Source organism: Gilliamella sp. M0320, assembly GCF_016101635.1.
GTDB lineage: Bacteria > Pseudomonadota > Gammaproteobacteria > Enterobacterales > Orbaceae > Gilliamella > Gilliamella apis.
Genome location: NZ_JACFQD010000002.1, coordinates 130107 through 151793 on the forward strand (window position 1 = coordinate 130107; position 21687 = coordinate 151793).

Sequence of the window (21687 nt, forward strand, 5' to 3'; positions counted from 1 at the left end):
ACTGTTATCGACAAATAAAAAGCCCCCCAGTAATTGGTTGTCCAACTATTGGGGGGTCACTTCAAATGGCGGTTTTTTACCTTAATAAAGTAAAATCTTATAAAGTTTCAATTGATAATTTCCAGTTATTTACCGATTTCCAATATTTTTTCTCTTGTTCCAAATCTAATAGAATCAACCTATTATTTTCAACAAACAGCTTATCTATCGTTAGTGTCATTTTAGTGGATTTTTCTTGCGACAAAATTAACTTAAAAGCATTGAGATCTAGATCGGGACTACGTTGATTGTTTATGAGTATCGATAATCTGAGAATTTGTAACATGGCAATGATATGCTTAAATTCAAACAAGCTAAAATAAGGAAATTCTTCTATATTAATCGATTTTCGATGGTAACGAACCAACGTTGATAATAATAATTGCTGTTCTTCATTAAACCCCGGTAAATTACTATTTTTTAGAATATAACTAGAGTGTTTATGGATCGAAGAAAAGTTAATTTTTAACCCCACCTCATGCAATTGTGCTGCCCAATATAAAATGGATTCAACACTTGGTGGTATGATCATTAAAGATTGCGCTTTCCATTGAGAAAAAAGGTATTTTGCCGTTTTCACAATTTGTTTAGCATGGCGTTCATCAATATTATAGTGCTGCGATAGCGATTCAGCTGTTGTTTGTCTGATATCTCGGTAGTTCGGCCCATCAATAAGTTCGTAAAGAACACCTTCACGTAAAGCACTTGGACTAAATTGTAATTCTTCTAAACCTAATGCATTAAAGACGCCACTGAAGATAGCTAATCCACTGACAAAAACATTTTTTCTTTCCTCGGATAGAGAAGGAAAATCAATTTCATGAAAATAATTAAATTCTAATACATAACTGATTAAATCATCCAAACGTTTAGGGGTAATAATTCCGTCGCTAACCCCAATATCGAGTAAAATTTTATAAATGCTTTTAATGGTACCGGATGTACCGAAAGCAGCACTAATATTTTGTTTTTTTATTAGATTGATTAAATTTTCAATTTGTTGCTCGGCAGCTAATTTTGCTTGTTGAAATGATTGATAATCAATTTTCTTTTGCGGAAAAAACTGTTTAGTGTAAGTGACACATCCCATTGGTCTGCTAGCTACCAGTATAGGTTTTAGATTATTACCTTTACCAATGGCAATTTCAGTAGAGCCACCACCAATATCAACCACGAATTTGCTATCGTTTTCATTGGTGGACTCTGCTGTCATTGTACCGAGATAAATAAGTCTGGCTTCTTCTTGACCAGAAATGATTTCAATAGGGTATGGTAATACTTTAGCTGCTTCGTTTAAAAATTTAAGTCTATTTTTTGCAATTCGTAAAGTATAAGTAGCGATAATTCTTACATTTTCGGCTGGAAATCCATTTAATCGTTCAGCAAATAACGCTAAACATTCAATACCGCGATTAATACTTGATTCACTTAATTCATTATTTTCATTTAATCCAGTAGCAAGATGAATATTCTTTTTATGTTTATATATAATTTGCCTAGCTCCATCTACATTACGAGCTATAATCATATGAAAACTATTAGAGCCTAAATCGACGACAGCATATTCATTAAATTTATTCACGTTAAAACCCTTATACCGATGATTCCATGTGTTTTAAATAGTCATAAATGGCATGTTGTGCTCTTATTTTTTTCTTATTGCCTCGTTGTACATAATTATTCATATTATCTTTATCGATGATTCTTGCTTTGACATTATCATTGCATTGCAAGTTAAAGATATCATGTATAGTAGATTTTAAAACTGGATCAAAAATTTTAACACCCACTTCAATTCGATTATCTAAGTTACGAGGCATCCAGTCTGCTGATGAAATATAAGTGTCTTTTTTACCATCGTTTTCAAAAATATATACCCGAGCGTGCTCTAAATATTGATCGACAATACTCGTTACATAGATGTTTTCACTTAAATTAGGGATTTGAGGAACTAACACACAAGTCCCCCTAACAATCATTCTAATATTTACACCTGCACATGAAGCTCGATAAAGTTGGTCAATCATCTCTTTATCGGTGATCGCATTCAATTTTAAATAAATACCGGAAGGTTTTCCTGCTTTGGCATTATTAATTTCACGTTCAATAAATTCATAAAAACGTTGACGAGTATTTTGTGGAGAAACCAGTAAATGATTAAATGAAACAGGCTTAAATGGATTTTCAATAAAATTAAATACTTTAATAACTTCATCGGTAATGGCTGGATCAGAAGTTAATAGTGAAAAATCAGTATAGACTCGTGCTGTTTTTTCATTAAAGTTACCTGAGCCAATATGTGCATAGCGAATAATTTTATCTTCTTCTCGTCGATCAATTAAAAACAACTTAGCATGGATCTTAAGTTTTGGTTGTGAATAGATAACTTTGATACCACTACGAATTAATCTTTTAGCCCATTTTATATTTGCCTCTTCATCAAAACGAGCCTGTAGTTCAACCACGACAGTAACTTTTTTACCATTATTGGCGGCATTAATGGCTGCGTGAATAAATCGTGAATCTTTCGCCACCCGATAAATATTCATACGAATATGGGTCACAGCTGGATCGAAAGAGGCTTGACGCATGATCTCAAGTACATGACCAAATGAATAATAAGGATAGTAGAGCAATACATCTCGATCCTTAATAGTCGCAAAAGCATTCCTAAATTTTTTGAATCGATTATAAGCAAGGCTAGGTAAACGTTTATTAAGTAAATTTTTAACCCCTAAATCAGGAAAGTTAACTAAATCTTTAAAATTAGGATAACGTCCGCCTGGCATTGCATCTTGTTCTGTTAATTTTAACTTATTAATCAATAATTCAAATAATGCTTTAGGCATATCTTTTTGATAGGTAAAGCGTACCGGTTGTGCGGTTAAACGTTGTTTTAATCCTTGTGACATTAATTCTAGTAAACTATCTAGTTCACTATTTAATTCATATTCTGCATCACGATTAATATTGATTGAATAAGCATTTAATTCAACAGCATCAAAAAAGACTTTAAAAATATCGTCTAAACAGTAACGTAAAATATTATCTAAAAAGATAATTGATTTGTTTTTGGTTGAAACTTCCGATGGTAATAAAACAAAACGAGGAGCATTGTCGGTAGGCAGCTCCAATAAGGCATAACTAATATTGTCTTTACAAATAATTTCCACTGCCAAATAAGCATGATCATCTTTGAGAAATTGGATCAATTCAGTATGGCTATCAAGAAGAATAGGGGTGATATATTGTCTTAGATTTTGCTTATAGTAATTTTTTATCCAATTTTCTTGATAACTAGTAAGTTGCCTCTCATTTATTAGAAAAATCTGGTTTCTAGCCATTTCTAATAATAGTTCGTTATAGAGCTGATCAAATTGTAATTCAAGTTGAATAACTTTTTGGTTAACTTGTCTTAATAAATGTTTCGCATTTGAGGTGGATTGAGATTGTTCTTGCTCAATAAGAACATATTTTTTTAAGTTTGCAAATTGAACTTTATAAAATTCGTCTAGATTACTGGAGTAAATACCTAAAAAACGGATTCGTTCTATAAGAGGATTACTTTCATCAGCCGCCTCTTGTAGTACACGTTGATTAAAGGATAACCAACTGAGTTCTTTGGGTAAATATACTTTTTCTATAATCATGTCTTATTTGGTCCAGTCCACAAATTGAATATCTAACAGCATAACGCATGTTAAAAAAAAAGCTAGCACATCGCTAGCTTTTTATTATTCATTTAAACAATTTTAAAATGATTAGATACGGTGTACCGAAGTTGTATTAGTAGTACCACTTGGAACCAATGCACCTGATACCATAACAATCGTATCACCTTGTTTAACATTACAAACTTTAACTGCCATTTCTTTACCTAAACGGTAGAAATCGTCAGTTGAGTTAATCGCATCAATTAAAATTGGTTCAACACCTTTAGATAATGCTAATTGATTAACTGTTTTTTGACTTGAAGATAACGCTAAAATACGAGCTGTCGGGAAGTAATGACGAAGTTCACGAGCAGATTTACCACTACGAGTAGCAACAACAATTAATGGCACATTTAAACGTTCAGCAATTTCAACTGCACCACAACAAACTGCAGCAGTAATACGTAATGTTTCTTCTTTGGTTGTTAACTCAAGTTTAGCAGGAATAGTACCATCAGTACGTTTACAGATTGTAGCCATCACATTTACTGCTTCAAATGGATATTTACCTTTAGCACTTTCACCTGATAACATAACTGCGTCGGTTCCATCAATGATTGCATTAGCAACGTCACCTGCTTCAGCACGCGTAGGGCGAGGGTTTTTAATCATTGAGTCTAACATTTGTGTTGCAGTAATAACTGGTTTTGACGCTTTATTACATTTTTTGATCATCATTTTTTGAGCAAAAATAACTTCTTCAACAGCGATTTCCACACCTAAGTCACCACGAGCCACCATGATACCGTCAGAAGCTTCTAAAATTTCATCAAAATTATCTAAACCTTCTTGGTTTTCAATTTTAGAAATAATTTTGATTTCTTCACCACCGTGAGCTTTAAGATGAGCACGGATATCTTCAACGTCAGAACGTTTACGGATAAAAGATGCAGCAATAAAGTCAACACCTTGCTCACAACCGAAAATTAAATCATTTTTATCTTTTTCAGCAAGTGCAGGTAATTTAATAGAAACACCTGGTAAGTTAATACCTTTATTTTCACCTAAATCACCATTATTTAGTACTTTACAGACAACTTCGTTACCGTTGATTTCGACAACGTCCATAGCGATTAAACCATCATCAACCAAAACACGATTGCCAGGTTTAAGATCTTGAGCAAAACCTTTATAAGTAACCGCAACACGTTCTGAATTACCAACTACGGTTTCATCGGTAGTAAAAGTGAAAGTTTGACCAGCAACAAGTGATACATCATTACCACCTTCTAACTTAATAGTACGGATTTCTGGACCTTTAGTATCCAACATAATTGCCGCTTTTAAGCCAGTTTCTTGCATTACTTCACGTAAATTTTTGATTCGATTACCGTGTTCTTCATAATCACCATGAGAGAAGTTTAAACGCATTACATTCATGCCTGCATTTAATAATTTGGTTAACATCTCTTTTGATTCTGATTTTGGTCCTATAGTACAAACGATTTTTGTCTTTTTCATAATATTATCACTACTTGTTAAGGTTAATGTTTAAATTTCATATAAACTGGGTATATGTCTAAATGCAAAGTATTTACATTGGATTGAAAGGGATATAAGAAGGATCGAGCAACTGAAAAATAGTTACTTAATTTTATTTCAGTGTCTGAAAAATTGACTATTTTCATTAAAATTTAGATCCTCAAAAAATTGGCTTCATTATAGACTTAACTCTATTTTAAATAAAGTTTTTTATCACTAAATCTGTTTTAAGTTTATACAATTAGTATAAGATAACAAATTGGATAATAACGATAGATTTTATAAAAATTTTGAGGAAAGGGGTTTTTTAGTTACATATAATCTTTTAATTGAAAGATAAGTGTGTCTTGGTTATTTTTTAGTACTAATTTAGTGTCAATTAATTGAATATTTGCCCCATCAATAATCAGTTTTTTAATCACATTATCGAGTAAATCTAATTGTTTGTTCTGACATTTATTGTTGGTCATATTAATTATCTGGCCTTTGATCATATTATTTTCAAGTTTAACTTGAGCTAAAAATTCACTACAGATTTTTCCAATCATAATCATATTTTCGCCAAATTCTAAATCAACATTTTTGAAAATAGGTAAACTCAAACCATTATTTTCCATCAGAATATAATGGTGATGCATAAGATCCTGTTCATTAATGCTATTTGAAAAAGCGCATCCAGTTGAGTTAAATATTAGCGAAGCAGATAATAATAGTAATAGTGATTTCTTCATTTAATCTCCTATAAATAAGGAATATTTGCTATAATTTATAACAATTATAATTGTGAATAATATACTCAACGCCTTATGGTATCTCAACAATTAAACAAATTGTCGTCAATGACTTTCTTAGATCAACTGAAAATAAGAAAGCTTATTAATAAAAAACAAAATATTGCTGAAATTGAATCAGCAATTGATTTAGCTATTGAACATTATAATGTTCGATTACAATCTTTACCTGATCATATTGATTTTCCTAGTAATTTACCTGTAGTTGAAAAAAAACAGGCTATTTATGAAGCAATTAAACATCATCAAGTGGTCATAATTGCTGGCGAAACAGGTTCAGGTAAGACGACACAAATTCCCAAAATATGTCTAGAATTAGGGCTAGGTGTTAAAGGCTATATTGGTCATACTCAACCTAGAAGATTAGCAGCTCGTTCGGTAGCCAATCGTATTGCTGAAGAATTAAAGACGGAAATAGGGCAATTAGTCGGTTACAAAGTTAGGTTTTCAGATCATGTCAGTGATAGTACATTGGTTAAATTGATGACTGATGGGATTTTATTAGCAGAAATTCAACAAGATAAGCTATTACTGCAATATGATACTATCATTATAGATGAAGCTCATGAACGTAGTTTAAATATTGATTTTATTTTAGGATATTTAAAACAACTATTACCTAAACGCCCCGATTTAAAAGTTATTATCACTTCGGCAACAATAGATGTTGAGCGTTTCTCTAATCATTTCAATCATGCTCCGATAATTGAAGTATCAGGCCGAACCTATCCGGTTGAAGTTAGGTATCGGCCAGTGATTTTTAGTGAGGATTCTGAAAGCGATAAAAACAATGATTTTCAACCAATCATTAATGCTATCGATGAGCTTTCATCGGAAAGTACTGGTGATATACTCATTTTTCTAACGGGAGAACGTGAAATACGTGATCTTGCCGATACATTAAGAAAATTGGAGTTGAAACATACTGAAATTCTACCTTTATACGCAAGGCTATCGGCATCAGAACAAAATCGCATTTTTCAACCGCATAATGGACGACGAATTGTTTTAGCAACTAATGTTGCTGAAACATCGCTCACTGTTCCAGGCATTAAATATGTTATCGATCCTGGCTTAGCCAGAATAAGTCGTTATAGCTATCGTACTAAGGTGCAAAGATTACCAATTGAACCAATTTCTCAAGCATCGGCAAATCAAAGAAAAGGGCGTTGTGGTAGAACATCAGATGGTATTTGTATTCGACTTTATGATGAACAGGATTTTCTATCGAGGCCTGAATTTACTGAACCAGAAATATTACGAACAAATTTAGCTTCAGTTATATTACAAATGACATCATTAGGATTAGGTGATATTGCTGCTTTTCCGTTTGTGGAATCACCTGATTCTAGGTATATTCGTGATGGCATACGACTATTAGAAGAACTCGGAGCCATTTACACTAAACATCATCATTATCACTTAACTGATATAGGTCGAATTTTATCTCAGTTGCCTATAGATCCTCGATTAGCGAGAATGTTAGTTGAAGCAAGACAATTAGGTTGTATAAAAGAAGTGATGATTATTACTGCCGCACTATCAATACAAGATCCTAGAGAACGTCCATTTGATAAACAGCAAGCTTCTGATGAAAAACATCGACGATTTGCCGATAAAGAATCAGACTTTATCTCTTTTATTAATTTATGGAATTATATTGCTAGCCAACAAGCAGAATTATCGGGTAATCAATTTAGACGTTTATGTCAAAAAGAATACCTCAATTATCTGCGTATTCGCGAATGGCAAGATGTTTATACGCAAATTAGGCAAACTGTTAAACAACTAGCATTTCCGATTAATAGTCAATTAGCGGATTATCGTTCATTACACATTGCACTATTAAGTGGTTTATTATCGCATGTTGGGATGAAAGAAATCGAAAAACATGAATATATTGGTGCTCGTAATATCAAATTTGCAATTTTCCCTAATTCCGCGATTTTTAAAAATCAACCGAAATGGTGTATAGCTAGTGAATTGGTTGAAACCAGTCGATTGTGGGGCAGAACGGCTGCCAAAATTGAAGCTGAGTGGATCGAGCCAATAGCTAAACATTTAGTTAAATACAGTTACAGTGAACCGAGATGGTCTAAAAAACAAGGAACAACCATTGCTAATGAAAAAGTCACTTTATATGGATTACCTATTGTTGCTAGTCGCACAGTTAATTACAGTAAAATTGATCCAATATTAAGTCGTTCTTTATTTATTCGCCATGCGTTAGTGGAAGGTGATTGGCAAACTAACCACAGTTTTTATAAGCAAAATCAAAAATTAATCAATGAAGTTGAAGATCTTGAACATAAGTCACGACGTCAAGATATTCTGATTGATGATAATGATCTTTATAATTTTTATGATGAACGAATAGATAAATCGGTGATTTCTGCAAAGCATTTTGATACATGGTGGAAAACAAAACAAAAAATTGATCCAGAGTTTCTTAATGTTGAAAAAAATATGTTGATCAAACCGTCAGCACAACCGGTGAAAGTGAATGATTATCCAGATTTTTGGTATCAAGACAACTTAAAGCTACCTTTAAGTTATCAGTTTGACCTTGGTAATGAACGTGACGGCGTCACAATCACTATTCCACTAAATATCCTTAATCAGATAAAAAATAGTGGTTTTGATTGGCAAGTTCCTGGTTTTCGCTATGATTTAATTATCTCATTAATCAAGTCATTACCTAAATCATTACGTAAAAGTTTGGTACCTGCACCTAACTATGCTGAAGCTTTTTTGAGTAGAGTCAATTCAACAGCATCACCGTTACTTGAAACGTTGCAAAATGAATTTAGAAAAATGACCGGCACTAGGATTGAGTCAACAGATTGGCAACTTGATCAAGTACCTAGCTACTTAAAGATGAATTTCAGTATTGTTGATCATAATCGCGAAATTGCTTTCGGCAAAGATTTAGTTAAACTTCAAGAACAACTTAAAACAGAAGTTCAACAAGCTTTATCATCCTTAACACATAAAAAATCGATTAAAATAGAAAAGAATAATATTACTAATTGGGATTTTGGTTCTTTACCAGCAATCTATGAAGAAAAACAAAACAATTACACAATTAAAGCTTATCCAGCGATTATTGATAATCAACATTCAGTTAGTATCAAACTTGTTGATTCTTTAGAAGAACAAAAGCGATTAAGTAAGTTAGGTATTCGCCGATTATTAATCCTCAATATTCCATCACCGATAAAATATTTACATGAGAAACTGCCAAACAAATCTAAGCTAGGTTTATATTTCAATTCGTTTGGAACAGTACTCAATCTTATTGATGATTGCATTGCTTGTGGCGTTGATCATTTAATAGAAAAAAACAACCAAATTATTGATAATCAACAACAATATCAACAATTTCTTACTTACACTAAAAGCCATATCAATGAAACTGTTGTTGATATTGCTAAACAAGTAGAATCAATATTAACGTTACACTTTAATATTAATAAAAAATTAAAAGGTCGAGTAGATCTATCCCTTGCTTTTGCTTTATCTGATATCAAACAGCAAGTCAGTGAATTAGTCTATAAAGGATTTGTTGCACAAACCGGTTATGACAAACTTCCTGATATTTATCGCTATTTATCTGCGATTGAAAAACGCTTAGAGAAGCTTGGTTCGAATATGGCTAAAGATAGGCAAACAATGAATATAATTGAAGAAGTTAAGAATGAATACCAAACTTGGCTAAATAGTTTGCCAGAAAATCAAAAAACATTAAGTAAAGTGATTAACATTAAATGGATGATTGAAGAACTAAGAGTTAATCTTTTTGCCCAACAATTAGGAACGCCATACCCAATTTCAACAAAACGCATAAGGCAACAAATAGAGACTGTATCAGCAGAGTTATAATTTTAAAATCTATATCTGATAAGTTATAATGGTAAAAAGAAGGGCGCTTAGGCGCCCATTTTTGTTTATCGATAAAGATCAACAAATACCGTAATATTTGGGCCTTTAGTATCATGTGCTACACGAGCAATATGATAATATTTTGCGCCAGCTTCAATCGCACGTTTACCTGCTTGATAAGAAATTTCTTGATCAGTGACATAATAGCCTCTAAATTTCAATGTATCAAAAGCAACCATTTTAGCTGCTGTAGCATCATTCAGTTCTTGAATTTTTCTTCCATCAGGTAATGTTACGGTGTAACGAGTCACTCTTTGTGGTTCTGTAGTAACAGTACTTGTTGTTTCAGTATTTGATGATGTTGCAACTTTACCTGTAGTCGTTGTGGTAGTCGTTTTATCTATAACTTTATTATTAAATTTATCAGCATAATATTTTTCATTAAACGCTGAAGGAGAATAATAACCAGGTTTTTCAACCTGCATTGCCGCATCGCCACCTTTAGCTAAAGCTAATTGACCCGCTTCAGAATCATAAGGAATAGCATCTTCAGGTTGTAATTTTCGTTCTGGTGCATCTTTTTTGAATAAATAAGCTGCAATTTGTAAATTACTACCTATTTCTGAACGTGAATCAATATAGAACCCATAAGCCCCTTTAGCTGAAGCTTCTTTAGCAATTGCTTGATTGATGTCATAATCGGTTGGGAAGTAACCACGAATACGAACAATATTAAATGGTTCTAAACGAATAGCTTTTGATTTTGGATACTCATAAACCCCTTCAAACTTACGTAAACTTTCCGCTTGTTCTACAGCTTTAGGTGCATCTGATTTATATAATTTAGCATAAACAATTCGTAAAGTGTCATTAGATGGACTAATATTGGTAGTAGTAATATAGAAAGAAGCCGCACCTTCATTATCAGCAGCTTTAGACATAGCCATAAGGTAATCGCTATCGGTATAAAAAGCACCTCTAATAGTAATGCTCTTGTAAGATTGCATGCTATTAGCTTGTTCTTCAGTTAACTGCTGGGCAGCGAATGAAGAACAGGGGATAAGTGCAATAGTTGCTGCAATAAATGTTTTCTTTAAACTTGTCATATAAAAAACCTTACAGTAAATTTTAATTAATTTAGTACAGATAAATTTAGTTACATATTTCTATTAAAGCTTCTAAATTATTAATATATATGTATTTCCCTTTAGCTGTTAAAATATTTTGTTCTTGTAATTTTGATAAATTCCGGCTAACGGTTTCAATCGTCAAGCCTAAGTAATTGGCTATATCAGCACGACTCATTGCCAGTTTGATATTTAAAGAAGTATGTCCTCTTTGTTGATATCTAAGATAAAGAGAATAGATAAAAGTAGCAAGACGTTCATCAGATTTTTTTTGCGAATAACAGAGAATTAATTTTTGATAATTATATATATCTGTACTTAATAATTTAAATATCAGATCACGAACATCTTTGTTACTGTCAATTAATGACATTAATTCATCATAGTAAAGTTCACAAAGCGAAGTATTTCCTAATGCTTGAATATTGCTATTATATACCTTAGTTGAAATGGAATCTAAACCAACGATATCTCCAGGTAAATAAAATCCATTAATTTGTTCTGTTTTTTCTGGAGTAGTGACAAACGTCTTTAATGCACCAGAATGAACAATATAAAACTTTTTAAATGGAGTTTTTGATTTAACAACTATTTCATCTTTTAAATATGATTTTTGCCGTTCTAAAACATTACTTAGTGAATTATTAAGTAACATAGGGATACACAATCCACCAATACTACATAATTCACAAGGAACTGAATAACTATTGCTACGCAATGTTTTATAAATAGTGTGCATATAAACCTAAATAGAATCGTTAAAGATTTTAATTGCTAAGATTACCATATTTTATGATAAAACAAAAACTAACTATATAGTTTATATTTTATTATTCAATAAATAGAAAAGAAATAAAAAATTATTATTAAATAATTAAATTACCACTTTTTGGTAATTTGTTTTTACTTTTTAACTTATTAAAATCCTCATTTTACCGAGTAATAAAGAGATAAACGGGGATATATTATAATATCTATTATTTAACATAATATACATTATGCGCACTTAAACAAATTTATAAGAGGCGCCTAAATAATGATACTAACAGCAAAATCTTAGTAGTATTTTATTCCAGCTCGGTTCAAAAAATCCAATATTTAAACTCTTTAAATTTCACATGCGATTATCGAATTTAATTTATAAAATTTCAATTTCATGAAACATCCGAAATTAAAATCTAATGTTATATTGAATTGCTATCGCATTCGATGAACTATCATTATTAATTATAAAATAGTTTTATTATATAGAGTTTAAGCGCTATAAATTAAAAATTAGATCATCAAGAGGAAAAAATATACTCAATCCATATAATGATTATAGATAATACGTATATAATCTATTAAAAATTTGGCAATTCAATTCAAATAGAAAAAACAATGACATACAATTATTAATTGTACATTTTTTGATTTTTAGCCAACGTTGTCAGCTGAAGGTATAAAAATATGATGTAAATTTATTAGGTTATTTTATCAATAAAACCTTTAGAATAAAGCTCAGCTTTTACTGAATCAATTAACCTTGAATAAACCAAATTGCCAATTTTATTATTACTGAATAAGTTATCAGTCTGTAATAATAAAAGTAATTCTGTCCTTTCTTCTTTAAGTTTATTCATGGTGTCTATAACATCATCTGGAATTTTTCTGCTTCCGCTTTCCCAATATTGCCATGCTCGCTTTGAGCACTTACCGATATATGTTGCGGCATCTGCAACATCAAGAAAAAATAAACGCCTAAGCGTTTTCAATTCGATATTAGTCATATAAATCTTATTTTCAACTATTAGCTAATGAAAAGGATCTATATCATAATTTTTGTCATAAAACATTGGATAAAATCCATAATATTTATCACAATAAGAATTGATTTAAGTCAAATATTGCTTATTCTATAATGCGTTAATAAATATAATCTTCTAAACAATTATTAATAATCAATACAAGATCGTTAGTTGAGTGCTACTATAATGATTTTTGTTATTAATAATTAATAAATTATTATTTTGGCAATTATTAGAAGAGTAATGTAACCGCCCTTTCCTTTTGAGATAATTTTATTATAAATCAGTTGGTTAAAGTTAGAATAATGTATATTATGTTAAATGTAACATATTATTACGAACTTAATTCTTCTTTAAAAAAGAACTAATTTATTCAGTAAATTTTGTTTCTTTGACTGTAATTATTTATTGGTTAATAAAATCAATTCACTTCCTGGTAATGGCATTTTTAAAATGTGTTTTTTGATTTTACCCCAAACTTGCATTTCACAGGCTTTGCAATTAAATTTCAGTATTAATTCTTCATTATTATTTTGTATTAATTTCATTGGTGTTACTTTTGTTTTCACACCTTGAATACCTTTAGCTTGTTTAGGACATAAATTAAACGCAAATCTCAAACAATGTTTTGTAATCATTAATGGCGCATCATCTTTAATTTCATGTGCTTCAAAAGCCCTTTCAATTAGTTTAACGCCATGCTGAGTATAAAATTCTCTAGCCTTATGATTATAAATATTTGCTAAAAAGCTTAGTTGCTCTTCTGGATAAATTGGCGCAGGTTCCGCTTGTGGTTTTCGTAACTTTCTTTGGTAATGAGTTAGCCGTTCCAATGTTAACTTATCAATAATGTCTCTTCGTAATTGATTTAATTGGCTACTTGGAATAAAAAATATCTCGGTCAAATTAACATTCAAATCAGTAAGGTAATATATCGTTTGACCAAGTTTTGATAAGCTATCTTTTATATTTTTGAGTGCTTTATCAGATTGTTCAGCTAATTCAAACTCACCTTTTAAAGCAATTTTTACACTACAGCCCTCTTCACTTGTTGCTATCAATTGAACAATATTTGATTGATTTCTCAATTCAAATGCTACACCAATTCGACGACTACTTGATTCTTTTAATAAAACTTGTTGCCAATTATGATCTAGGTTACGGTTAATTTGATAAGGTAATTTTAAGGAATGAAATACCTTAGGTAATTCATTAGGAAACACTCGATAATGATTATTAGCAATTTTTTCAACTTTATCAGCTCTAAAACCTACGATTTCACGCTTTACCAAGACGTTTAATCCATCACCATTAGTTAAAACTTTTTCAGATTTAATATCGATTGCTTGGTTAGTAACTTTCGTCATCTCACCGATAGGTAAGCCAATAAATTTAGGTGAATCAAAAGCGCCAATATTGGCTTGTCTACCCCGAACAAAATAATCAGTAGCACCTCGATGAAATGTTCTATTGGGATCTGGAGTGAATAAATGTTGAGTTCTACCACTTGATGCACTTACAAAATCATCCGATTTTTCTAAAATTTCATCTAGTTTTTTACGGTAAAATGCAGTTATATTTTTTACATAGCTTAAATCTTTATAACGTCCTTCTATTTTAAATGATCTAACCCCTGCTTGTATCAATTCGATTAAGTTATCAGATTGATTATTATCTTTCATTGATAAAAGATGTTTTTCATAAGCAACAACACGGCCTTGATCATCCTTTAATGTGAATGGTAAACGGCATGCTTGCGAACAATCACCTCGATTGGCACTTCTACCCGTTTGAGCATGAGAAATATAACATTGACCTGAAAATGCAACACATAAAGCCCCATGAATAAAAAATTCGATATTGGCATCTATTTGTTGATGAATATTCGCTATTTCAGTTAAGTTTAATTCTCGAGCTAGAACTATTTGTGAAAAACCAACATCTGAAAGAAATTTAGCTTTTTCCGGGGTTCGAATATCCATTTGCGTGCTAGCATGTAAATCTATCGGCGGAATATCCATGGCTAATATGCCCATATCTTGAACAATTAAAGCATCAACTCCTGCATCATATAATTGCCAGATCAATTGCCGAGCTATCTCAAGTTCATTATCGTGCAAAATAGTATTTAATGTGACAAAGACTTTGGCATAAAAACGATGGGCAAACTCAACTAATTCGGCTATATCACTGACTGAATTACCGGCATTATGACGGGCACCAAAATGCGGGCCTCCAATATAAACTGCATCAGCCCCATGTAAGATTGCTTGTTTGGCAATGTCTATGTTTTTCGCAGGACTAAGTAATTCAAGTTTATTATTGTTGGTTTGCAGGTACATATTAAATCTCTAGGAATATTATCGATTGATAAAATAAATGGCAAATATTATTACTATTTGCCATTAAGGTTTTATTTGTTTATTAAGCCAATATTTAAAGTTTTATTAACCAATAATTGATTGATTTCTTAAAGCTTCAATTCGTTTTTCTAAAGGTGGATGTGATAAGAATAGTTGGGAAAATCTGGCTTTCTTCTCACCATTAATGCAAAAAGCTAAAATTGACGCTTCTTCATTTGGTTCATGGCTTACTTTTAGTTTTTCTAATGCAGCAATCATTTTGGCAGAACCTACCAATTTTGCAGAACCTGCATCGGCATGAAATTCGCGGTAACGCGAGAACCACATTGCAACCATACTTGCTAAGATTCCAAAGATAGTTTCAAATATCATTGCTATCACGTAATAGGCTATATCAGCTAATGCTTCACTACGATCTTCTATTACTTTAGCAAACATTGACGCTATAATTCGTGAAATAAAGATAACAAACGTATTTAGTACACCTTGTAGGAGTGCCATAGTCACCATATCGCCATTTGCTACATGACTCATTTCATGACCAATTACCGCTTCTGCTTCATCTTGGGTCATTGCCGCTAATAATCCGGTACTTACCGCAACTAAAGAACTGTTTTTAGTCGCTCCTGTTGCAAAAGCATTAATATCATCTGCTTCATAAATTGCTACTGCTGGCATCTTTAATTTAAGTTGATCTGATTGGCGACGTACGACATCAAGTAACCACTGTTCTTGAGCATTACGAGCCTCTTTTATCACTTGACCACCAACAGAACGTAGTGCCATTCTTTTAGACAAAAGAAGTGAAATAAATGAACCGCCAAAACCAAAAATAGCTGCGAAAATAAGTAGTGCTAAGGTACTCTGGGCATTCACGCCAAAAATACTCAGAATTATACCAAATACAAACATAACCGCTAAGTTAGTTAGAAGAAACAATCCAACTCGCATCATATACAAATTCCTCATTACTTTGCTTAATTTAAATAATTTCATTTAAGAAAATGAATAAAATTTGATATATGATCGCAAAAATGCTGTATTCCTACAACCTATTTAGTTACAAAATTAAAAAAAGAAAAATCAATTGATTAATAAACAAACAACGACAAGCTTAATAATTTTTTATTTTTGAGAGAAAATATTTTGGAGGAGACCCTATCAGCCACATCCCACACACATATTTTTTACTTTGGCTGCTTCCTTCCGGACCTGACCTGATGAGCAAAAAAATGTTGCAAGAGGACCCATAGAGCCTCCATAGAGGAGGTGTATTATGCTTGATTCAGCAATTAATTACAATAATTTTTTAACAAAAAAGCAAACAACCTTTTTGTTGTAATAACAACAAAAAGGCTATTACTTACAAAACAATTTTTAAAAAATTTAATTATAAAGTTAAATTTTTCTCAATTCGTTCTCTAAATTTAATACCTGGTCTAAATGTGACAACTCGTCGAGCTGAGATATCTACACTCTCACCAGTTTTAGGATTACGACCTGGACGTGAATTTTTATCACGAACAGCAAAATTGCCGAATCCAGAAAGTTTAACTGGCTCACCTTTTTCTAAAGCAACGCGAATTTCTTCAAAAAAAAGTTCAACAAGGACTTTAGCTTCTTGACGATCGATATCAAATTTATCGGCAAGACGATCTGCAATATCAGCTTTAGTTAATGTCATAATTATCATTCTCTTAATAGGGCATTGAAACGATTCTGTAAAGCAATAACACAATTGCTTACAATGTTTGTTATATCTTCTTCTTCCAGTGTACGTGATTTGTCTTGTAAAATCAAACTGATAGCAAGGCTTTTTTGATTATTGTCAATTTTATCACCTTGATAAACATCAAACAAGTTAACTTTTACAAGTTGCTCACCACCAGCACGCTTACACTCAGAGATAATATCCGCCGCTGGAATTGTATTTGATACGACGACAGCTATATCACGTTTATTTGATGGATATTTTGATAACTCATGAGCAACAGGAACTTTTTTATCATTAATTTTAGCTAAATTTATTTCAAAAACAAGCGTTTTACTATTTAAAGATAATTTTTTTTCAATTTCAGGGTGTAAAACACCAAAATTGCCGATAACTTCGCCATTCAACAAGATTGAAGCACTTTGCCCAGGATGTAATGCATCAAGTTCCGAACGTTTATATTCAATATTATCAAAACAGCCTAAAAGAATAAATAACTGTTCTAAATCCCCTTTTACATCATAAAAATCGATATTTTGTTTAGGTAATGTCCAATGTTCTTCATATAAACTTCCAGTAACAACACCAGATAACATTAATTCTTGGCGAACACCAAACTCACAGCTTTCATCTGGTATAAATCGTAATCCAGTCTCAAATAATCGCATGCGAGATTGTTGGCGATTTTGGTTGTATAACACTGCATCTAATAAGCCAGACCATAAAGACAAACGCATAACCGACATTTCACTCGAAATTGGGTTTGGTAATGTAATTTGTGGTTGTTGTGGATGTAATGTTTGCTGAATTTTAGGGTCAACAAAACTATAAGTTACGGCTTCTTGATAGCCTTTGTCCACTAGTAGATTTTTTACTCTAGATAAAGAAATTTTATTTTCCGGTTTTGGTTTCATCACCGATTCAATTTTCATATTCACATTAGGAATATTGTTATAGCCATAAATCCGTGCGACTTCTTCAACTAGATCTTCTTCAAGTTTTAAATCAAATCGCCAGCTAGGTGATTTAACCGTCCAACTATCATCATTATAGGCAACTTCACAACCTAATCTTACTAGAATATCGGTAATCTTTTGAGTTTCGATATGATAACCAATAATGCGATCAATTCTGTTTCGACGTAATTCAATTGTTGCTTGAACTGGAAGCTCATTTTCATTCACAACTTCAGTAATAGGCCCTACTTCACCGCCACAGATTTCAACAATCAATTGAGTTGCTCTTTCGATTGCAGCTGATTGTAAATAAGGATCAACACCTCTTTCATAGCGATGAGAAGCTTCAGTATGTAAACCATATTCACGTGCTTTACCAGTTATAGCTAATGGAGAAAAGAACGCTGATTCAAGAAAAATATCTTTCGTTGATGCAGTTACACCTGATTTTTCACCACCCATAATACCGGCGATTGCTAATGCTTTTTGCTGATCAGCTATGACTAATGTTTTTTCATCAAGCTTAACCTCATTACCATTGAGTAACACAAGCTTTTCATCTTTATTGGCATAACGCACAACAATGCCTTTGTCAATCTCAGCTAAGTCAAAAGCGTGCATTGGATGACCGAGTTCTAATAAAACATAGTTAGTAACATCGACAATGGCATCAACAGAACGAATACCGCCTCTACGTAACTTCTCTTTCATCCATAGCGGAGTTAAAGCATCAACTTTAACGTTTTTGATAATGCGACCTAAATAACGAGGGGCTGCTTTAGCTGCATCAACCTGAATAGGTAAAGTATCATTAATTGTATGAGTGATATTTTCAACTTTTAGTTCTTTCATTGAAATATTGTTTACAGCAGAAATATCTCTCGCGACACCAATGATACCAAAACAATCGGCACGATTTGGTGTAACGCTAATATCAATCATTACATCATCTAAATTTAAATATTGTCTTATATCTTGTCCTAAAGGGGCGTCCTCTGGTAATTCAATAATTCCATTATGATCGTCAGAAATGCCTAACTCAGAATAAGAACACAACATCCCTTCCGAAGGTTCACCGCGAAGTTTTGCTGCTTTGATTTTAAAATCACCAGGTAATACAGCACCAATTGTGGCACAAGCTACGGTTAAACCTTGACGGCAATTAGGTGCACCGCAAACAATATCCAATAATTCAGGTTTACCAATATCTACTTTGGTCACTCGTAATTTGTCAGCATTAGGATGCTGTTTACATTCAACAACTTTACCCACCACTACACCGGTAAAATCACCAGCAACTTTTTCAATATCATCTACTTCTAAACCAGCCATAGTTAACTGATCTGATAATTTATCGCTACTTATTTCTGGATTGATCCATTCACGTAGCCAACTTTCACTAAATTTCATGTTTTGATCTCCAGAACTAATTAAATTGCTTTAAAAAACGTAAATCATTTTCAAAGAAAGAACGTAAATCTGTGACACCGTAACGCAACATGGTTAATCTTTCGATTCCCATTCCAAATGCAAAACCACAATATTCTTCAGGATCAATACCTACATTACGTAACACATTAGGATGAACCATGCCACAGCCTAACACTTCTAACCATTTACCATTTTTAGCTTTAATATCAACTTCGGCTGAAGGTTCGGTAAATGGAAAATATGCAGGTCTAAATCTTATTTCCATATTATCTTCAAAGAAGCAGTGAAGGAAATCATGTAACAAGCCTTTCAAATGCGTAAAACTGATATCTTTATCTACTAATAACCCTTCCATTTGATGGAACATCGGGGTATGAGTTTGATCATAATCGTTACGGTAGGTTCTACCTGGAGCAATAATTCGAATTGGTGGTTTTTGATTTTCCATAGTTCGAATTTGAACAGTAGAAGTTTGGGTTCGTAATAAACGTTTTGCATCAAACCAGAATGTATCATGATCAGCACGAGCAGGATGATGTGCAGGAATATTTAAAGCATCGAAGTTATGATAATCATCTTCTATTTCGGGTCCTGTTTCAACAGCAAAGCCTAATTCCCCAAAAAACTCAACCAAACGGTTAATAGTTTTAGTTACTGGATGCAATCCCCCTAATTCAAGTGATTTACCAGGAAGAGTAATATCAATGGTTTCATTTGCTAATTTTGCATTAAGAGCCTGACGCTCTAAAAAGTGACGTTTTTGATTTAATAACTCAACAACTTCTTGCTTTGCATCATTAATTTTCTGACCTACGGCTGGCCGTTGATCAGCTGGAACATCACGTAAAGACGCCATTTGCATGGTAAAATAGCCCTTTTTACCAAAATATTCCACTCGAATCTGTTCGATAGTATTAATATCATTAGCACTTTCAATAGCGGATTTGGCATTGCTTACCAGTTCAACTAATTGAGACATACAGTTCTCCTGCTTATTGTTTATTACATAAAAAAAGCCTCTCCTGAGGCTTTTATAATTATTTTTCGTTTCTCATTTGCCTCACAAACGAATAAACTTATCGAAGCTAAAAAAGAAACGAAAAACAACTAAATTCATAATTAATCAACTCTTAAATATCGTTAAAACAATAAAAGCCGAGATAACTCGGCTCTTATAAAGCTATTAAAGTGCAGCTTTTGCTTTTTCAACTAATGCAGCGAATGCATTTTTATCGAATACTGCGATATCTGCAAGGATCTTACGATCGATTTCAATTGAAGCTTTCTTTAAACCATTGATAAAACGGCTGTAAGATAAACCACATTGACGAGCAGCAGCATTGATACGAACAATCCATAATTGGCGGAATTGACGTTTACGTTGACGACGGTCACGATACGCATATTGTCCAGCTTTAATTACTGCTTGGAAAGCAACACGATATACGCGTGAACGAGCACCATAATACCCTTTTGCTTGTTTTAAAATTTTCTTGTGACGTGCACGAGCAATAACACCACGTTTAACACGAGCCATAAACTATATCCTCTAAATAATTAATCAATATTTAAGCGTATGGAACACACGCCACTACTAAACCTAAATCGCCTTTTGACACAGTAGTCAAACCACGTAAATGACGTTTACGTTTAGTTGATTTTTTAGTTAGGATATGGCTCTTGTTAGCTTGTTTATGCTTAAAGCCACCAGAAGCTGTTTTTTTAAAGCGCTTTGCTGCGCCTCTTACAGTTTTAATTTTAGGCATTTTATAATTCCTACTTCGCATTGTTAATAAAAATAAAATAATGGTGTAATTTTTAGAAAACTAAAGATTAACTTGCAAAACCATTACTTCTTCTTGGGCGCTAACACCATAATCATTTGACGGCCTTCAATCTTAGTTGGATAAGATTCAATTACCGCCAAATCAGCTAAGTCTTCTTTAATGCGATCAAGCATTTCAGTACCTAACTGTTGGTGAGCCATTTCACGTCCACGAAAACGCAACGTGACTTTAGCTTTATCGCCATCTTCAAGAAAGCGTATCAGGCTGCGGAGTTTTACCTGATAGTCGCCTTCGTCTGTACCAGGTCGGAATTTAATTTCCTTAACCTGAACAACCTTTTGCTTCTTCTTCTGTTCTTTTGTTGCTTTACTCTTTTCATAGAGGAACTTGCCATAATCCATAATTCGACAAACAGGTGGCTCTGCATTAGGACTTATTTCAACTAAATCTAACGTTGCTTCTTCAGCTTGTTTTAAAGCTTCGTCTAAGCTAACAATGCCGAGCTGTTCACCATCGACGCCGGTTAACCTCACCTCGCGAGCAGTAATCTCATCATTGATTTTGTGCGCGCGTGTTGACTGAATTCGTTTACTGACTTTAATATCTCATTCCTCCAAA

General features: G+C 32.6%; 16 protein-coding genes and 1 other RNA gene. 1 reads left to right on the forward strand and 16 read right to left on the reverse strand.

Going from position 1 to position 21687, the window contains the following annotated elements; genetic code table 11:
• Positions 1 to 97 precede the first annotated feature (97 nt).
• From H3T83_RS03135 to H3T83_RS03150, 4 genes are all read right to left on the reverse strand, one after another.
• Positions 98 to 1621 (reverse strand): exopolyphosphatase, encoded by a 1524-nt coding sequence (locus H3T83_RS03135; RefSeq protein WP_217332157.1) that lies wholly within the window; start codon positions 1619 to 1621, stop codon positions 98 to 100.
• Positions 1622 to 1631: 10 nt separating this feature from the next.
• Entirely contained in the window at positions 1632 to 3689 is a 2058-nt protein-coding gene (gene ppk1, locus H3T83_RS03140) for a polyphosphate kinase 1 (RefSeq protein WP_065651120.1), read from the reverse strand.
• A gap of 111 nt (positions 3690 to 3800) precedes the next feature.
• Positions 3801 to 5213 (reverse strand): pyruvate kinase PykF, encoded by a 1413-nt coding sequence (pykF, locus tag H3T83_RS03145; RefSeq protein WP_034902737.1) that lies wholly within the window; start codon positions 5211 to 5213, stop codon positions 3801 to 3803.
• A gap of 332 nt (positions 5214 to 5545) precedes the next feature.
• On the reverse strand, positions 5546 to 5965 hold the full coding sequence (locus H3T83_RS03150; protein ID WP_086364894.1) for an META domain-containing protein: 420 nt from the start codon (positions 5963 to 5965) through the stop codon (positions 5546 to 5548).
• 75 nt (positions 5966 to 6040) lie between these two features.
• Between H3T83_RS03150 and hrpA the strand changes: the two genes are divergently transcribed.
• Positions 6041 to 9907, forward strand: a complete 3867-nt coding sequence (hrpA, locus tag H3T83_RS03155) for an ATP-dependent RNA helicase HrpA (protein WP_198215078.1) — start codon at positions 6041 to 6043, stop codon at positions 9905 to 9907.
• Positions 9908 to 9972: 65 nt separating this feature from the next.
• Here hrpA and H3T83_RS03160 read toward each other — a convergent pair whose 3' ends face one another.
• The 12 genes from H3T83_RS03160 to infC form a co-directional block, all read right to left on the reverse strand.
• On the reverse strand, positions 9973 to 11013 hold the full coding sequence (locus H3T83_RS03160) for a YdgH/BhsA/McbA-like domain containing protein (RefSeq protein ID WP_198215079.1): 1041 nt from the start codon (positions 11011 to 11013) through the stop codon (positions 9973 to 9975).
• A gap of 46 nt (positions 11014 to 11059) precedes the next feature.
• Positions 11060 to 11773: a helix-turn-helix domain-containing protein gene (locus H3T83_RS03165; protein WP_034902725.1), complete on the reverse strand. Its 714-nt coding sequence runs from the start codon at positions 11771 to 11773 to the stop codon at positions 11060 to 11062.
• Between the two features lie 724 nt (positions 11774 to 12497).
• Entirely contained in the window at positions 12498 to 12803 is a 306-nt protein-coding gene (locus tag H3T83_RS03170) for a DUF1870 family protein (RefSeq protein ID WP_198215080.1), read from the reverse strand.
• Between the two features lie 419 nt (positions 12804 to 13222).
• Entirely contained in the window at positions 13223 to 15157 is a 1935-nt protein-coding gene (locus H3T83_RS03175; RefSeq protein WP_198215218.1) for a U32 family peptidase, read from the reverse strand.
• Between the two features lie 111 nt (positions 15158 to 15268).
• A complete protein-coding gene (gene htpX, locus H3T83_RS03180; protein WP_086364891.1) occupies positions 15269 to 16138 on the reverse strand; it encodes a protease HtpX in 870 nt (289 codons plus the stop codon).
• 202 nt (positions 16139 to 16340) lie between these two features.
• Positions 16341 to 16436: signal recognition particle sRNA small type (gene ffs, locus H3T83_RS03185), an RNA gene on the reverse strand.
• A 138-nt stretch (positions 16437 to 16574) separates the two neighbouring features.
• Entirely contained in the window at positions 16575 to 16868 is a 294-nt protein-coding gene (locus H3T83_RS03190) for an integration host factor subunit alpha (protein WP_034882129.1), read from the reverse strand.
• 5 nt (positions 16869 to 16873) lie between these two features.
• Positions 16874 to 19261 carry a phenylalanine--tRNA ligase subunit beta gene (pheT, locus tag H3T83_RS03195; RefSeq protein WP_198215081.1) on the reverse strand — a complete coding sequence of 796 codons (2388 nt, stop codon included), beginning with the start codon at positions 19259 to 19261 and terminating at the stop codon, positions 16874 to 16876.
• A 16-nt stretch (positions 19262 to 19277) separates the two neighbouring features.
• Positions 19278 to 20261 (reverse strand): phenylalanine--tRNA ligase subunit alpha, encoded by a 984-nt coding sequence (gene pheS, locus H3T83_RS03200; RefSeq protein WP_065578753.1) that lies wholly within the window; start codon positions 20259 to 20261, stop codon positions 19278 to 19280.
• A gap of 204 nt (positions 20262 to 20465) precedes the next feature.
• Positions 20466 to 20819 carry a 50S ribosomal protein L20 gene (gene rplT / locus H3T83_RS03205; RefSeq protein ID WP_024496189.1) on the reverse strand — a complete coding sequence of 118 codons (354 nt, stop codon included), beginning with the start codon at positions 20817 to 20819 and terminating at the stop codon, positions 20466 to 20468.
• Positions 20820 to 20850: 31 nt separating this feature from the next.
• Entirely contained in the window at positions 20851 to 21048 is a 198-nt protein-coding gene (rpmI, locus tag H3T83_RS03210) for a 50S ribosomal protein L35 (protein WP_034882133.1), read from the reverse strand.
• A gap of 83 nt (positions 21049 to 21131) precedes the next feature.
• Entirely contained in the window at positions 21132 to 21671 is a 540-nt protein-coding gene (gene infC, locus H3T83_RS03215) for a translation initiation factor IF-3 (RefSeq protein ID WP_034882134.1), read from the reverse strand.
• Positions 21672 to 21687 lie beyond the last annotated feature (16 nt).

Bases quoted from the DNA above. Each gene is read 5' to 3' on its own strand.
- ppk1 (WP_065651120.1), bottom strand. From the start codon at position 3,689: ATGATTATAGAAAAAGTATATTTACCCAAAGAACTCAGTTGGTTATCC.
- pykF (WP_034902737.1), bottom strand. From the start codon at position 5,213: ATGAAAAAGACAAAAATCGTTTGTACTATAGGACCAAAATCAGAATCA.
- H3T83_RS03150 (WP_086364894.1), bottom strand. From the start codon at position 5,965: ATGAAGAAATCACTATTACTATTATTATCTGCTTCGCTAATATTTAAC.
- hrpA (WP_198215078.1), top strand. From the start codon at position 6,041: ATGGTATCTCAACAATTAAACAAATTGTCGTCAATGACTTTCTTAGAT.
- H3T83_RS03160 (WP_198215079.1), bottom strand. From the start codon at position 11,013: ATGACAAGTTTAAAGAAAACATTTATTGCAGCAACTATTGCACTTATC.
- H3T83_RS03165 (WP_034902725.1), bottom strand. From the start codon at position 11,773: ATGCACACTATTTATAAAACATTGCGTAGCAATAGTTATTCAGTTCCT.
- H3T83_RS03170 (WP_198215080.1), bottom strand. From the start codon at position 12,803: ATGACTAATATCGAATTGAAAACGCTTAGGCGTTTATTTTTTCTTGAT.
- htpX (WP_086364891.1), bottom strand. From the start codon at position 16,138: ATGATGCGAGTTGGATTGTTTCTTCTAACTAACTTAGCGGTTATGTTT.
- H3T83_RS03190 (WP_034882129.1), bottom strand. From the start codon at position 16,868: ATGACATTAACTAAAGCTGATATTGCAGATCGTCTTGCCGATAAATTT.
- pheT (WP_198215081.1), bottom strand. From the start codon at position 19,261: ATGAAATTTAGTGAAAGTTGGCTACGTGAATGGATCAATCCAGAAATA.
- pheS (WP_065578753.1), bottom strand. From the start codon at position 20,261: ATGTCTCAATTAGTTGAACTGGTAAGCAATGCCAAATCCGCTATTGAA.
- rplT (WP_024496189.1), bottom strand. From the start codon at position 20,819: ATGGCTCGTGTTAAACGTGGTGTTATTGCTCGTGCACGTCACAAGAAA.
- rpmI (WP_034882133.1), bottom strand. From the start codon at position 21,048: ATGCCTAAAATTAAAACTGTAAGAGGCGCAGCAAAGCGCTTTAAAAAA.